This is a genomic window from Planococcus sp. SE5232 (genome assembly GCF_050686535.1).
Taxonomy (GTDB): Bacteria; Bacillota; Bacilli; order Bacillales_A; family Planococcaceae; genus Planococcus.
Map to the genome: position 1 here is coordinate 773421 of NZ_JBOGCP010000001.1, position 15090 is coordinate 788510.

Below are 15090 nucleotides of genomic sequence, written 5' to 3' on the forward strand. Positions count from 1 at the left end.
CGGAAAAACCGGAAGAGGCTTTTTTGTTATTACGATTGTACCGGTTTGCCGGCTGTAATCCATTCTTCAACGTCCCAGACTTTTGTTGCCAAGCCTTCGTAGAAGTCAGGTTCATGGCTTACCAGAACGATGGTGCCTTTATAAGCTTGCATCGCCCGTTTTAGTTCAGCTTTTGCATTGATATCCAAGTGGTTGGTCGGCTCATCGAAAATCAGCCAATTGCTTTCTTCCATCATCAATTTGCAAAGGCGGACTTTGGCTTGTTCGCCACCGCTCAGTTGAGTCATTGGACGCGAAATATGTTCGTTCTTCAAACCAGTACGGGCAAGAGCGCCGCGCACCTGGCCTTGGTCCATACTCGGATAAGCTGCCCAGATTTCATCGAGTGGTGTATGCGTCGGTGCTTTGACTTCCTGTTCGAAATAACTCGGAGTCAAATATTCACCGCGAAGCACATCGCCGTCCAAAGGCTTGATTTTGCCGAGCATCGTTTTAAGCAAAGTCGATTTCCCCACACCATTCATACCGACAAGGGCAATTTTTTCACCGCGTTCGATCATAAAGGTCAATGGTGGCAAGAGCGGCTTGTCATAGCCGATGGAAAGCGCTTCGGCTTCAACGACGTAGCGGCTCGGGCTGCGTGTTTCCTTGAATGCAAATTGCGGATTTGCCGCAACTTCCGGTTTGTCGATACGATCCATGCGGTCCAGCTGTTTCTGGCGTGACTTGGCACGGCCGGTTGTAGAAGCGCGTGCTTTGTTTTTCGCGATGAAGGTTTCGGTTTTCTTGATCATGTCTTCCTGTCTTTCGTAAGCGTCCAAATGCTGTTGCTTGCTCAGCTCAGCAAGTTCGATGAATTTTTCGTAAGTCGCTGTATAACGCGTCAGACGTGAAAATTCCAAGTGGAAAATGACGCTTGTGACACTGCTCATGAATTCCGTATCATGAGAAATCAACAGGAAGGCATGCGGATAGTTCTTCAGGTAATTGACGAGCCATTGAATATGCTCTTCGTCCAGATAGTTGGTCGGCTCATCCAAAAGCAATACTTTCGGCTTTTCAAGAAGCAATTTCGCCAATAGCAGCTTGGTGCGCTGTCCACCGGAAAGAGCTTCCACATTGCGGTCAAGCCCGATTGCATCAAGGCCTAAGCCGCGTGCAATTTCTTCGACTTTGCCGTCCAATGTGTAAAAATCGCCAGCGTCCAAAGCGTCCTGTGCTTCCGCCATCTGCTCAAGCAGTTCTTCCAGCCGTTCAGGATCGGCATCACCCATTTGCATGGCGACATCGTTCAATTCCGCTTCTTTCTGGTAAAGAGGCAGGAACGCGTCCTGAAGGGTTTCGCGGATTGTGCGTCCAGACTGCAGCTGGGTGTGCTGGTCCAAGTAACCGTAATGGGTCCGCGGCTGCCATTCAACGCGCCCGTCATCGTGGATGATCTTGCCTGTTAAAATATTCATCATTGTCGATTTCCCGACGCCATTGGCCCCGACTAATCCTACATGTTCACCTTCGACCAATCGAAACGATACATCGTTGAAAAGGGTCCGGTCACCGAACGTGTGGCTTAAATTTTCTACTGTCAATAAACTCATTTAATAAATTCCTCCATTATCATAAAAAAAATCGCGGTTACAGATCCGCGAGTTTTTGGTTTAATTCCGCAAGTTGTAGTTCCATTTTTTCCAAACGCAATTCCGCTTTCTCTACCATTCCGGCATGTCCAGTCGTTTCCAGCTTCTCGATATCACCTTGATGGCGCACATAATCCATCTTCAGCTCAGCAATCGCGTATTCCAATTCCTGCTTGTTCACAAAATCACCCTTATTTTTCTACCATTGTAACACAAAAACACAAAAGTTGAATCCTTAACGATTTTCATTCATTATATAAAACCTGTATAATTCCAAAAAAAGAACAAAAGGAAGTGACTTGCCATCGATACCCTATTATTCGACTTGATGCTAATTATTTTTCTGGGAGTGCTCTCCCAATGGGTCGCCTGGCGTCTTCAGCTTCCTGCCATTGTCCTGATGTCGATCGCGGGTCTCCTTGTCGGACCGATTTTCGAAGTGATCCATCCGGCTGAAAGTTTCGGAGATCTGTTCAATCCCTTTATTTCGTTGGCAGTCGCCATCATCTTGTTTGAAGGCAGCTTGAACTTGAATTTCAAGGAAATCCGCACTTTCGGCAAACCGATTTTACGGATCGTTACACTTGGTGCTTTTATCGCCTGGATCGTCGGGTCGCTGGCAGCGCATTATATCGCCGGATTGTCCTGGGCGGTAGCCTTTGTCATCGGTGGACTATTCATCGTCACCGGCCCAACGGTGATTCTGCCGCTGCTTCGGCAGGCAAAGCTGAAATCGCGACCAGCCGCCATCTTGAAATGGGAAGGCATTATCGTAGATCCTTTCGGGGCACTGCTGGCTTTGTTTGCGTTCCAGTTTGTGCTGTTCGCTAATGGCGACGAAACAGCCGCCGCTTTTGGCCTGTTCTTCCTGGCCTCGCTTTTTGCCGCCGCACTTGGCGCAGGAGCAGGGGGGCTGATGGGGCTGATGTTCGAGAAAGGACAGGTCCCGGAATTTCTGAAAGCCCCGATGGTATTCGGTATGGTGCTGCTGACATTTGTCGTGTCGGATCTGATTATGCACGAAACGGGGCTGTTGGCAGTTACCGCTATGGGCATGATCATGGCCAATATGAACATCGCCTCGATCAACGACATGCGCCATTTCAAGGAAAATATTTCTGTCCTGTTGATTTCCAGTATTTTTGTCATGCTGACGGCTTCTTTAAGTCTTGATGTATTGATCGGAATCTTCAATTGGCAAATCATTTCATTCGTCTTGGCGACGTTGTTCGTCGTTCGTCCACTGTCCATCTGGCTGTCGACGATCGGCACCGATTTGACCCTTCAGGAAAAAACACTGGTCGGTTGGATTGCGCCGCGCGGAATTGTGGCATTGACGGTTTCCGGTTATTTTGCGGGAGTTCTGCTCGATGCCGGTTTCGCGGATGCAGAACTGCTGACCGCCCTAACATTCGCGCTGGTCTTTTCGACGGTTGTGGTCCACGGCTTCACCATCGGCTGGCTGGGAAGAAAGCTTGGCCTGGCGACGGCCGACGATCCGGGCATCATCATCGTGGGTGCCAGCCGGTTCGCAACCAAGCTTGGCGAAGCACTGGCTAATCTCAATAAAAACGTGTTGATCATGGATCCGTCCTGGGGCCGTCTCCAAGGAGCCCGTCAGGTTGGCTTGAAGACTTATGCCGGTGAAATCCTATCGGAGCACACAGATTACGAAGTGGAATTGACGCCATATGAGACGATGATCGTCGCCACTGAAACCGATTCCTACAATGCGCTTGTCGTCAATAACTTCGTACCGGAACTGGGCCGGGCAAATCTGTACCAGACGGCCATTCACCAAGGAGATCCGGCCGATTTCCACTCCTCATTGAGCGGACGGACCCTGTTCGGGGAGACGTGGAACATCCACGAATTGGAGATGAAGACGGAAGAAGGTTATACGATGCGCAAAACGCAGTTGACGGAGCGGTTCAGTTTTGAAGATTTCCAAGGCAAATGGACCGGCGAAAACATTCCGCTCTTTATCCAGCGGCCACAAGGAAAAATTGAATTCTTCGCTCAAAACAATAAGCTTGAACCGAAAGCTGGAGATACCGTTGTCAGCTTCACTTCACCGGCCCGCCAGTCGGACCGTGCACAAGAGCGCTTGGAAAACAAACGCTTCAAACTCGCCACTCAGTCTAAAGAATGAAATCATTCCCTTCTAAGCTTTTCGATGCGTATTGTGAAACAGGGTTTGTTATGATGAAAACAAACGGATTGTTTCGGATTTTATTGTAATGATACGAATTCAAAACAGACAACCGACAGTTACTTTACGCATTCTGAGGAGGACATAGGATTATGAAGGTTTTATTAGTAGATGGAACGATTCTGGGGAGCAAGACCGGGGCTATCCTGGAGCAGGTGGAGATCTACATCAAAGAATTCAATCCCGAAATGGAATTGACGATATTAAAGCTGGCCGATTATGACCATCAATTCGTCGATGGCCGCCCACTCGGCGAATACAACGACAGCATGCAGGAAATCGTCCGCCGCTTTGAAGACGCTGACGGCTATATCATCGCGTCCCCGATTTTCCAGGGGTCGATTCCCGGTGTTTTGAAAAACACTTTCGATATGCTGCATCCGCGCACGATGCGCTACAAGCCGGTATCGATCGTGGCGAACGGCGGCACGTATCAGCATCATCTGGTCATTGAAAACCAGCTCAAGCCGATTCTCGATTACTTCCGCTGCCTGGTGACGCCGAACTACGTCTACACCCACAGCAGCCATTTCGACGAAACCAACACCATCACCAACGAAGACGTCCACAACCGCCTGCGCGAACTGGCGCGTGTCTTCGTGCAATACGCCGAGATGAGCAAGCATCTATCGAAAGAAACGCTGGATAATCATTGATTGATGAGAAAAACCTCCCTGTGTGGGAGGTTTTTTTGTTTGTGTTCCGCTGGAAATGAAATACGTTCCATAAGCCTGGAAATACGACTCGTTAGGAATAGGATACGATCCACAGCCACGCATATATGATCCATTGAGCCCGAAATACGATTTTCCTCCCTATTTGGCTTTATTCCGCAAGTCCATCTCAGGAATCATATATCTGAGGCTTTTATAGTTGCCAACAGTTTTGAAACCGCAGCGCTTTAAGATTTTCACAGCGTTCGACCTTGACTCCATCTCCGTAAAGCTCCGGAATTCCTGATTCGAAATAGTGTTTGCAACTAATAAGCGATAATCTTGCAGGGCTAATAAATGAGCATCCTGCTGCCTATGGCTGCAATTGAGGCACCGCCATAAATCGCGGGAATAGACCATTTTCGAAAAAGAGCATGCGGAACAAAAAACACCGGTTTGTAATGGGAAAGTAATGGGTTCGGACTGATAGGCTGTGGGTGGACATTGGTAAGCCAGGAGAAGATCGCATAGTTGGGGAACATCAAACGACGGGTAGGTGGCATGTTGTTCAATCAATTGATCTAATACAAATGGGAGCCCGGAGAGATGGATAACTCGTCGTTCAACAGCTTCGAGCTTGAGGATGCTTGAGGGATTTGTAAATACAACAATGCCGATAACAGGAATCTTATAGTTGGTCAGCTGCCGGATCTTTTTTTCATGGCGATAAAGCTGATCGTCGGGATTTCTCATACCCATGGTTTCTGTATGCAGTGTGCGGGTGAATTGCCGAGTCGTTCCGTCCATTTCAATGACTCCACCGATGTTTTTAATCTCGATAATGGCAATGAATTTGGAAAAAACACAGACGGCATCCATTTGATGAGAAGGAATAGCATAGTCGGGGATAACTCTGAAGACTTCATCATTTGCATAATCATGCCAGAGTCGGCCAAACCACTTTTCGCCGGCATATCCAGCGGTCCAGGTCCTCACTTTTTCTTTTACATCGGCATAGGTTGGATGATGGAGAGGGGTTCGGGCAAGCAATGCTTCCAAATAAATAAGGATATTAGGCCGCCGGCGTTCAAACAGTTGCAAACACATCATTCCTTTCAAGGGAGTTTAAAATAATATAGCGTTATCGACTAATGAAATCAAGAATATTCCGACTTTATTTTCAAGGTAATGCAGTTTTAACTGGATACGATCCATTGGGAGTGAAATACGTTCCATTGGTTCTGAAATACGACTCACAAAAATTTAAATATGTTCCATTGTGCGAGAAATATGATTCTGGCGCATTTTTTTTCCTTTAAAATCAGAAAATGTTACAATAACCACATCAGAAATGAGGGTGAATCCAAATGAAATCAATCGTTTTAGCAGAAAAGCCGTCCGTGGCGCGTGATATTGCGCGTGTTCTCGGATGCGAACAAAAAGGCAACGGGTACCTGGAAGGCAAGCAGTATATCGTCACGTGGGCGCTTGGCCACTTGGTGACGCATGCCCAGCCGGAGCAGTACGACAACGACTTTAAGGAATGGAAGATGGACACGCTGCCGATCATTCCGAAGCCGTTCAAGCTGGTGCCGATCAAGCAGTCGATGAAACAATTCAATGCGGTTAAATCACAGCTGCAGCGCGGCGATGTCAAAGATGTCATCATCGCGACAGACGCCGGGCGCGAAGGCGAGCTGGTGGCGCGCTGGATCCTGGAGAAAACGAATACGCGCAAGCCTGTGAAGCGGCTGTGGATTTCGTCCGTCACCGACAAAGCCATCAAAGACGGCTTCAATAACTTGAGAGACGGAAAAGCTTATGAAAACCTGTACGCGGCAGCTGTCGCGCGTGCGGAAGCGGACTGGGTGGTCGGCATCAATGCGACGCGCGCGCTGACCGTCAAATACAATGCGCAATTGTCGACTGGCCGCGTGCAGACGCCGACACTGGCGATGATTGCCGAACGTGAGCAGCAGATCCGTAATTTCCAGCCGAAGCCGTATTACGGCATGCAGGCGATTACCGACAAGGCCGCCTTCACCTGGACGGACGGCAACTCGACGCAATCCTTCGACAAGGACAAAGTCGACCAGCTGTTCAATAAACTCCAGAATACGCATGAAGGCACGGTGACGGATATCAAAATCACGCCGAAACGCCAGCCGGCACCGCCTTTATTTGACTTGACCGAACTGCAGAAAGAAGCCTACAAGCGCTATAGCTGGTCGGCGAAAGAGACGCTCAACACGTTGCAGAACCTGTACGAGCGCTACAAAATCGTGACCTACCCGCGGACCGACTCGAAGCATCTGACGAGCGATATGCGCGACACTTTGAAAGACCGCGTCAAGGCGGTGCAGATGGGACCTTACCGCAGCCTGGCCGCGATGATCCTGAAAAATCCGGTGGCGCCGCAAAAAGGCGTCATCGACGATGGCAAAGTTTCCGATCACCATGCCATCATCCCGACGGAAGAAACGCCGCCGCTGCATGACTTGTCCGACAAAGAGCATAAATTATACGACATGATCGTCAAGCGCTTCCTTGCGGTATTTTATCCGCAGTATGAGTACGACCAGACGACCGTCAAGCTGACTGCCGGCGGGGAAACCTTCCAGGCGAAAGGCAATACGATCCGCAATGAAGGATGGAAACGCGTCTACAAAGATGAAGGCGACGACAACGATACGACGCTGCCGCCGTTTGAAAACGGCCAGAAGCTGGCCATCAAAGGCATCGCCCTGACTGATGGCAAAACCAAGCCGCCCGCTTTCTTCAATGAAGGAACGCTGCTTGGCGCTATGGAAAACCCGGCGCAGTTCATGAGCGGCGAATCGAAAGAACTGATCCAGACACTTGGCGAAACAGGTGGCCTCGGCACGGTTGCGACGCGTGCGGATGTCATCGATAAATTGTTCAACACCTTCCTGATCGAGAAAAAAGGCAAGGACCTGACGATCACGTCAAAAGGCCGCCAGCTGCTCGAGCTTGTTCCGGAAGACTTGAAGTCACCGAAACTGACAGCCGACTGGGAACAGCAATTGACCAAGATCGCCAAGGGCCAATTGAAAAAAGAAGAATTCATCAAAGAAATGATCGTCTTCGCCGAGAAATCGGTGTCGGACATCAAGAAGAGCGACAAGAAATTCAAGCACGACAACATCACCGGCAAAATGTGCCCGGATTGCGGCAAACCGCTTCTTGAAGTCAACGGCAAGCGCGGCAAGATGAATGTCTGCCAGGACCGTGACTGCGGCTACAAAAAGAATGTGGCAATGCAGACCAATGCCCGCTGCCCGAACTGCCACAAGAAGCTGGAGATGCAGGGCGAAGGCGACGGCAAGATTTTCGTCTGCAAATGCGGACATCGCGAGAAGCTGTCGGCCTTTGAAAAACGCAAAAAATCCGGCCAGTCAAAAGCCAATAAGAAAGACGTCAATAAATACTTGAACCAGCAGGATGAAGCGCCGCAAAATACGGCAATGGCCGATGCATTGAAAAAATTATTGGGCCAAACTGAATAGAAACCCGTTGGTGAAGATGGTATGCTGTGACGAAGAGAGTTTTCAAATAAGGAGAAAACGCCATGGCTAAGAAAATTGCAAAAACCAATGCGGCACGCATGCTCGACAAAGAGAAAATCTCTTACGAACTGCTTCATTACAGTACAGATGACGGCAAAGTGGATGGCGTTTCTGTTGCCGCTAAAATCGGCGCCTCTGCTGACCTTGTCTACAAGACATTGGTGGCGATCGGTGCGTCAAAGCAGGCTTTTGTGTTCGTCATTCCGGTTGCAGAAGAGCTGGACCTGAAAAAAGCGGCCAAAGCCGCCGGCGAAAAGAAAATCGACATGGCACCGTCCAAAGACATTCTGTCATTGACCGGCTACATCCGGGGGGGGTGTTCACCTGTCGGGATGAAAAAACCGTTTCCGACATTCCTTTCAGCAGAAGCGGAACAATTGCCTGAAATGATCGTATCCGCCGGCAAAATCGGCATGCAGCTGAAACTGGCTCCTGTCGAACTGGCCCGTGTGACAAATGCCCAGTTTGCCGAATTAACAGCCTCCGGTCAATGAGGCCTCCATCCATTCTTTTCGAATGGGTGGATTTTTCATATCATACTAGCAGAAAGAAGGATTTGGATGAAGCGTTCGTTGTTTTACCGTTGGCTGTTTTTTATTGTCGGATTGATCGTGCTCGCTCTTGGTTTCACCATGACCATCAAAGGCAGCAAACTGGGCATCGGACCATGGGATGTGCTCCATGTCGGGCTGTACCTGAATTTCGGATTGACGATCGGCACCTGGTCGGTCATCGCGGGGTTTGTGCTGATTGCCAGCACCGCTTTGTTCACACGGCGAATTCCGCAAATCGGCACCTTCCTGAATATGGTGCTGATCGGCGTCTTCATCGATATTTTCAACTTCCTGATTCCGGACATCCACACACTGGTCGGGCAAATCCTGATTTTGACGGCCGGAATCGTCGTTTCGGGTTATGGCGTCGGTCTCTACGTGTCGCCGAAAATCGGAGCGGGGCCGCGGGATAGCCTGATGATGATGCTCGTTGAAAAGACTGGACTCAGCATCAGCGTCGTGCGGGCGGGCATCGAAGTGGGGGTCGCCTTGCTCGGCTGGCTGCTCGGGGGCCCGGTCGGAGTCGGTACCATTGCTGTCGCGTTGCTGACCGGGAGGATCGTGCAAGTCTCCCTGCCGCAATTTGAAAAGCTGCTGGTGACGCTCATCGGCAGAAAAGAAGAAGTTCCGCCTGTGCTCAAAATTTGAGCTGGGCCAGCTTAAAATGAAAACAGGAAAGCTTGTTTTTATACAAATGAAATCTGCAGCGATGGCCCATTGATGGGGCAAACGAAAAAGGAAGCCAGGTGTACGTTGCCTGGCTTCCTTTTGGCGCTATGCAGGAAATAAGCTGAATCTTCCATCCGTCTCATATAGTTGAAACCGCTCTGCTGATATGGTATAAATAAAGCCGAGTAACTCTATTGGTTTTATTAAATATAAGCATAAAGGGGCATTTTTATGGGACGTGAATTTGTAGAAATCTTTGATGAATGGGTTCATACGTATGATGATTCAGTTAATGGAAAAGATGAGGAATACAAGGATGTATTCGTAAAATATAATGAAATTCTGCAGGCAGTGGCCGATGCGGCAGTTGGTCCGGTGGTGGAATTCGGTGTCGGTACGGGAAACCTTACCGAAAAGCTTCTTGTCCGTGGCCTGGAAGTGGTGGGAATCGAACCGAATCAGGCGATGCGTGAAGTGGTCGCGGAAAAACTGAAAGACCTGACAGTCACAGACGGAGATTTTCTGGAATTTGAGGCAGGCGTCACACCGCAGAGCTTTGTCAGCTCTTACGCCTTCCATCATTTGACGGATGCCGAAAAAGCACGGGCATTCCAGATTTATGCGGAGCAATTGCCGGCAGGCGGCAAAGTGGTTTTCGCAGATACGCTATTCGAATCAGAAGATGCTAAAAAGGAAATAATTGCATTTGAACAAGCAAGAGGTCATGCTAATCTAGTAGAGGACTTGAACCGGGAATATTACACCACGGTGCCTGTCATGGAAAAATTGATTACAGATGCAGGGTTTACGGTAGAATTGTCGAAGTTGAACAATTACGTATTTCTGATTGATGCAACGAAAAAATAAGAAACAAGGAGCGATTAAGATGAAAAAAATGAATGTTGAAAGCTTTAACTTGGACCATACAAAAGTAGTGGCGCCATATGTACGCCTCGCAGGAGAAAAAACTGGAGCCAAAGGCGACACGATCCGCAAATACGATATCCGTTTCAAACAGCCGAACAAAGAACATATGGATATGCCCGGACTTCATTCCCTTGAGCATATGATGGCAGAACACAGCCGCAACCATTCAGATAACATTGTGGATATCGGGCCAATGGGATGCCAGACCGGCTATTACCTGTCCGTCATCAACCATGACGATTATGAAGACATTCTCCGCATTCTTGAAAACACATTGAAGGATGTAATCGAAGCGGACGAAGTGCCGGCATGCAATGAAGTTCAATGCGGTTGGGCTGCGAGCCATAGCTTAGAAGGCGCAAAAGAACTGGCGCGTGAAATGCTGGCGAAAAAAGACCAATGGCGCCAAGTCTTCGCGGATGAAGCGATCTAAGGAGAATAACGATGAACTATGTTACTGAAATTCAACAACTGATCGGCAATACGCCACTGTTGGAACTGACACACAGCAAAATTCCGAACGGCTGCCGCATTTTTGCCAAGCTGGAGTATTTTAACCCCGGCGGCAGCGTCAAAGACCGTTTGGGCGTTTCGTTGATTGAAGATGCTGAAAAACGCGGGCTGCTCCAACCGGGCGGTACGATGATCGAGCCGACAGCCGGCAACACCGGCATCGGTTTGGCGATCGCCGCCATCGGCAAAGGCTATCACGTGAAATTTGTAGTGCCTGAAAAATTCAGCCAGGAAAAACAGGGGCTGATGCGCGCATTGGGAGCGGAAGTCATTAATACGCCGACTGAAAAGGGTATCAAAGGCGCAATCGAAAAAGCCAAGGAACTGGTGGAAGAGCAAGGGGCATTTTCCCCTTCCCAATTTTCCAACCCAGCCAATCCCGAAACCTATGTCCGGACACTTGGGCCGGAAGTCTGGGAAGCGCTAGACGGTGAAATCGATATTTTTATTGCCGGGGCAGGATCCGGAGGCACTTTCATGGGCACAGCGCGTTATTTGAAATCAAAAAAGCCCGCCATCAAAACCGTCATTGTGGAACCGGAAGGCTCGATTTTAAACGGCGGGCCATCAGGACCACATTTGACGGAAGGCATCGGCATGGAATTTTTGCCGGATTACATGGATGAGAGCTATTTTGAAGCCATCCACACCATCCTGGATAAAGAAGCATTTATGGCCGTTCGCGAGTTGGCAAAAAACGAGGGTTTATTAGTAGGAAGCTCTTCCGGTGCAGCTTTTGTAGCAGCGCTCAGGGAAGCGGAAACTGCTACGCCGGGAAGCCATATTGTGACTGTCTTTGCTGACTCAAGCGAACGTTATATGAGCCAAAATATTTATAGCAGAAGTTTTGAGGAGGATCAGTAATGAAACCAAAAACAAGATTAATCCACGGTGGCATTGTCGGAGATGAAGCGACAGGCGCCGTGTCTACGCCGATCTATCAGGTCAGCACCTATAAGCAGGAAGCGGTCGGCAAATTTAAAGGCTATGAATATTCACGGACAGGCAATCCGACACGCCATGCACTGGAAGAATTGATCGCGGATGTGGAATTCGGCCACGCCGGTTTTGCATTCGGTTCAGGGATGGCTGCGATTTCGTCAGTCATGATGCTGTTTTCAGCCGGAGACCACGTCGTCCTGACAGACGACGTTTATGGCGGTACCTACCGTGTCATCAATAAAGTACTGAACCGTTTCGGCTTGGAATTCACGTTTGTCGATACCGGCAACCTGGCGGAAGTGGAAGCGGCAGTCAAAGAAAATACCAAAGCGATTTTCATTGAAACACCGACCAATCCGCTGTTGAAAGTGACAGATATCGAAGCGGTCGCTGCCTTCGCTAAATCGAAGGATCTGCTGACGATTGTCGACAACACGTTCATGACGCCTTACCTGCAGAATCCGATTGCTTTGGGTGCTGACATTGTTGTGCACAGTGCGACCAAATACATCGGCGGGCATAGTGATGTCGTAGCAGGTTTGGTTGTCGTCAATTCAGCGGAACTTGCTGAAGAGGTCCACTTTGTGCAAAACTCCATCGGTGCGATTTTAGGGCCGCAGGATTCTTGGCTGCTGATCCGTGGATTGAAGACATTGGGCTTACGCATGGAAGAAGCCAATTCCAATGCACAGAAAATTGCAGAGTTTTTGGAAGCGCATGACGCCGTCGGCAAAGTCATCTATCCAGGACTTGAAAGCCATCCAGGACGCGAATTAATGCAGAAACAAGCGACTGGTTTCGGTGGCATGATTTCATTTGATGTAGGCAGCAAGGAAAAGGCCGGAGAATTATTGGCGAAGCTGAAATACTTTACCTTGGCTGAAAGTTTAGGCGCCGTGGAAAGCTTGATTTCCGTACCGGCACAAATGACCCATGCTTCAATTCCTATTGAACGCCGTGGCGAGTTGGGCATCGTCGAAGGACTCGTTCGAATTTCAGTCGGAATCGAAGATGTTGAAGATTTGATCGAAGATCTGGAAAATGCTTTAAAATAAGTGACAAACCGCCTAATAAAGGCGGTTTTTTTACGTTCTCTTTCTATAATTAAAACCATTTGAACTATTTGTAATAGGGAAAAATGAATCTTATAACCTGTAATTTCGTAACTCGAAATATACCTTTTCCCCTATTCTTCTGACTATTCTGTCATGGTAAGATTTTGAAAGAAATAATATTCTGACAGTTTGGAAGGGGATGCAACATGAAGAACAGCAAATGGGTATCGATCTTATCGGCTAGTGCGTTAACCCTATCTTTATTCGCGCCAGCAGCTGCAGCGGCACCAACCGAGGCAGTACCATCAGCAAACGACTGGAACAGTGAACGATACGGGGACCGGATCGATATCGACCAAAGCTTGAATGATTTAGCGCAGGATGAAAATTTCAAAAAAGAAGCGGATAAAAAGATAAAAGAACAGGCGGATGACGTGACAGACGGAACGTCTGAGGCGGCAGCCGACGGAGCATTTACAGAAGATCACGGGACGAAATTATTCCTGGACCGCAATTTAGCTTTTAAAGAATTTACACTTCGGAGCATTGGCGACAACGTGGAAATCTGGGTAGCCAAAGATTTAGCTTACGGGCCAAATAACCCGAAACCGGCTGACGTGGTCACACAGGCTCAGGTGGATAAATTAAAGGCTGAGTTTGACAGCAACATCTATCCGGTAGCAACTGACTTCTTCGGAACACCGGATCAATTGGATGGCTCTAACTCGCCACTTCCCGGTATGGTTAACCTTCCTGAAGGCTATTACGAAGGATCTGATAAAGTCATCATGCTGGTCGATAATGTCCAGGATGAAGGCTGGAACAACCCAAGTTACCCATTCTTTGTTGCCGGCTTCTTCTGGCAGACACTTGAAAACTACACAGACCGCAACATCATCACCATCGATACGAATTCATGGGAAACACGTTTGGAGAGCACATTCTTCGGGACAACAATCCATGAATTGCAGCATTTGATCCAAGCTGATAATGACCCTTCTGAAGAAACATGGTTGAATGAAGGCATGTCGACATTCTCTGAATTTCTGGGCGGATATGGTCACGGAGAAGGATCAATCAACTTCTATTTGGACCACCCGGAAAACTCATTAGTCAACTGGGACGAGCATGGAACAGCAGCAACCGGTCCTGAAACAATTGCGGATTACGGCCAGGTTTACCTGTTCACCCTTTATATGTACGACAAGTTCGGACAAGAGTTCATCCGTGAATTAGCGACAGACGGCGACAGCCAGGGAATGGCGAGCGTCGATAAAGTATTGCAGGATTATGGCACCAATAAGACATTCACTGAAGTCTACCAGAATTTTATGACGGCGTTGACGTTGGACAACTCAGACGTCAGCAGCGATTATAATTTCGAAAGCATTGATTTGCGTGAACTGCCGGTCGGCACAAATGGTGACGTGCGCGGCAAAACGGTAGACTTTGAAAAAGCGAAGACCTTTGAAAAAGAAGGCGTTCCAGCATGGGGCGGCGACTTTAAGGAATTCAACTTCGGCAAAGATGTCCGCGGCCTGGAATTTGACGGCGTCGACTTCCTGCCATTGCAATGGAAAACTGTAGCAGATCCAAAAGGTTCTGGTGCACAGGTGCTACACGCAAATAACGGCGACGAAGCAGATCAGGAATTGATTTTTGGAGCAACTGTTCCTGCTGCCGACGCGACATTGACGTTCGAGCATTACTACGATACTGAAGAGCAATGGGATTTCGGTATGGTTCAGGTTTCAACTGACAATGGCGATTCATGGACTTCTCTTGAAAATGAAAACACGCGCAGTGATGTAGTTGAAGAAGGTTACCCGACCATCAAGGAAAATGTGCCTGGATTTACTGGAACGAATGGTGATTGGGCAACTGAAAGCTTTGATTTATCCGCTTATGCAGGACAGGATGTTCTGGTTTCATTCCGCAACCTGACTGACTGGGGTTCAAACAATTCAGGGTGGTTCATCAAGAACATTGAATTAGGCGAGTTCACAGCTGATGGCACTTCAACGGATGTGTTCCAGTCATTGGGTCAATTGAAAGGTGACTATGTCAACTTCACGACAACATTCATCCAAACCAAGAAAAACGGCAAAGAACGCGTTTTCCACGTTGATCCATTTAACGTGACAGAAAAGCAGGCGTTGGACCTTAACCAGGTTCTTCGTGAAGGCAATGTGAAAATGATCACTTCTTACGCTGCAGAAGAAGGGCAAAAAGAAGCGAAAGAATTCACGTATGAAGTAATCTATAAGCAAGACAACCCGAACAAAGGCAAGAACAAAGAAAAAAGCAATAAATAAGCTGAAAGCGGACCTCGGTCCGCTTTTTC

At 48.5% G+C, this 15090-nt stretch carries 13 protein-coding genes; 10 read left to right on the top strand and 3 right to left on the bottom strand.

The genetic code is table 11. The features are described 5' to 3' along the window. Positions 1-29: 29 nt before the first annotated feature. Together ACRC6Q_RS03705 and ACRC6Q_RS03710 are read right to left on the bottom strand one after the other, a co-directional pair. Positions 30-1595: an ABC-F family ATP-binding cassette domain-containing protein gene (locus ACRC6Q_RS03705; protein WP_223640012.1), complete on the bottom strand. Its 1566-nt coding sequence runs from the start codon at positions 1593-1595 to the stop codon at positions 30-32. Positions 1596-1632: 37 nt separating this feature from the next. Then, positions 1633-1815 carry an SE1832 family protein gene (locus ACRC6Q_RS03710; RefSeq protein ID WP_142827060.1) on the bottom strand — a complete coding sequence of 61 codons (183 nt, stop codon included), beginning with the start codon at positions 1813-1815 and terminating at the stop codon, positions 1633-1635. 147 nt (positions 1816-1962) lie between these two features. Here ACRC6Q_RS03710 and ACRC6Q_RS03715 point away from each other — a divergent pair, with 147 nt between their 5' ends. Beyond that, positions 1963-3786: a cation:proton antiporter gene (locus ACRC6Q_RS03715; RefSeq protein ID WP_223640015.1), complete on the top strand. Its 1824-nt coding sequence runs from the start codon at positions 1963-1965 to the stop codon at positions 3784-3786. A gap of 152 nt (positions 3787-3938) precedes the next feature. Beyond that, a complete protein-coding gene (locus ACRC6Q_RS03720) occupies positions 3939-4502 on the top strand; it encodes an NADPH-dependent FMN reductase (RefSeq protein WP_223640018.1) in 564 nt (187 codons plus the stop codon). Between the two features lie 159 nt (positions 4503-4661). Here the strand turns inward: ACRC6Q_RS03720 and ACRC6Q_RS03725 are convergent, their stop codons facing one another. Continuing rightward, positions 4662-5600, bottom strand: coding sequence for a nuclease-related domain-containing protein (locus ACRC6Q_RS03725; RefSeq protein WP_431465839.1), 939 nt, complete (start codon positions 5598-5600; stop codon positions 4662-4664). 266 nt (positions 5601-5866) lie between these two features. Here ACRC6Q_RS03725 and ACRC6Q_RS03730 point away from each other — a divergent pair, with 266 nt between their 5' ends. The 8 genes from ACRC6Q_RS03730 to ACRC6Q_RS03765 all read left to right on the top strand — a co-directional run bounded on the left by ACRC6Q_RS03730 (position 5867) and on the right by ACRC6Q_RS03765 (position 15061). Beyond that, complete coding sequence (locus ACRC6Q_RS03730; protein ID WP_431465840.1) at positions 5867-8026, top strand: DNA topoisomerase III; 2160 nt, start codon at positions 5867-5869, stop codon at positions 8024-8026. Between the two features lie 62 nt (positions 8027-8088). Beyond that, entirely contained in the window at positions 8089-8580 is a 492-nt protein-coding gene (ybaK, locus tag ACRC6Q_RS03735) for a Cys-tRNA(Pro) deacylase (protein WP_431465841.1), read from the top strand. A 66-nt stretch (positions 8581-8646) separates the two neighbouring features. After that, a complete protein-coding gene (locus ACRC6Q_RS03740; RefSeq protein WP_431465842.1) occupies positions 8647-9288 on the top strand; it encodes a YczE/YyaS/YitT family protein in 642 nt (213 codons plus the stop codon). 252 nt (positions 9289-9540) lie between these two features. Further along, positions 9541-10176: a class I SAM-dependent methyltransferase gene (locus ACRC6Q_RS03745; protein WP_431465843.1), complete on the top strand. Its 636-nt coding sequence runs from the start codon at positions 9541-9543 to the stop codon at positions 10174-10176. 19 nt (positions 10177-10195) lie between these two features. Continuing rightward, positions 10196-10669: an S-ribosylhomocysteine lyase gene (locus ACRC6Q_RS03750; RefSeq protein WP_223640035.1), complete on the top strand. Its 474-nt coding sequence runs from the start codon at positions 10196-10198 to the stop codon at positions 10667-10669. A gap of 11 nt (positions 10670-10680) precedes the next feature. Continuing rightward, complete coding sequence (locus tag ACRC6Q_RS03755; RefSeq protein ID WP_431465844.1) at positions 10681-11613, top strand: PLP-dependent cysteine synthase family protein; 933 nt, start codon at positions 10681-10683, stop codon at positions 11611-11613. Continuing rightward, on the top strand, positions 11613-12746 hold the full coding sequence (locus tag ACRC6Q_RS03760) for a bifunctional cystathionine gamma-lyase/homocysteine desulfhydrase (protein WP_223640052.1): 1134 nt from the start codon (positions 11613-11615) through the stop codon (positions 12744-12746). Before ACRC6Q_RS03755 ends, ACRC6Q_RS03760 begins: the two co-directional genes overlap by 1 nt. 206 nt (positions 12747-12952) lie before the next feature. After that, entirely contained in the window at positions 12953-15061 is a 2109-nt protein-coding gene (locus tag ACRC6Q_RS03765; RefSeq protein ID WP_431465845.1) for a peptidase M6, read from the top strand. The last annotated feature ends 29 nt before the right edge of the window (positions 15062-15090 follow it).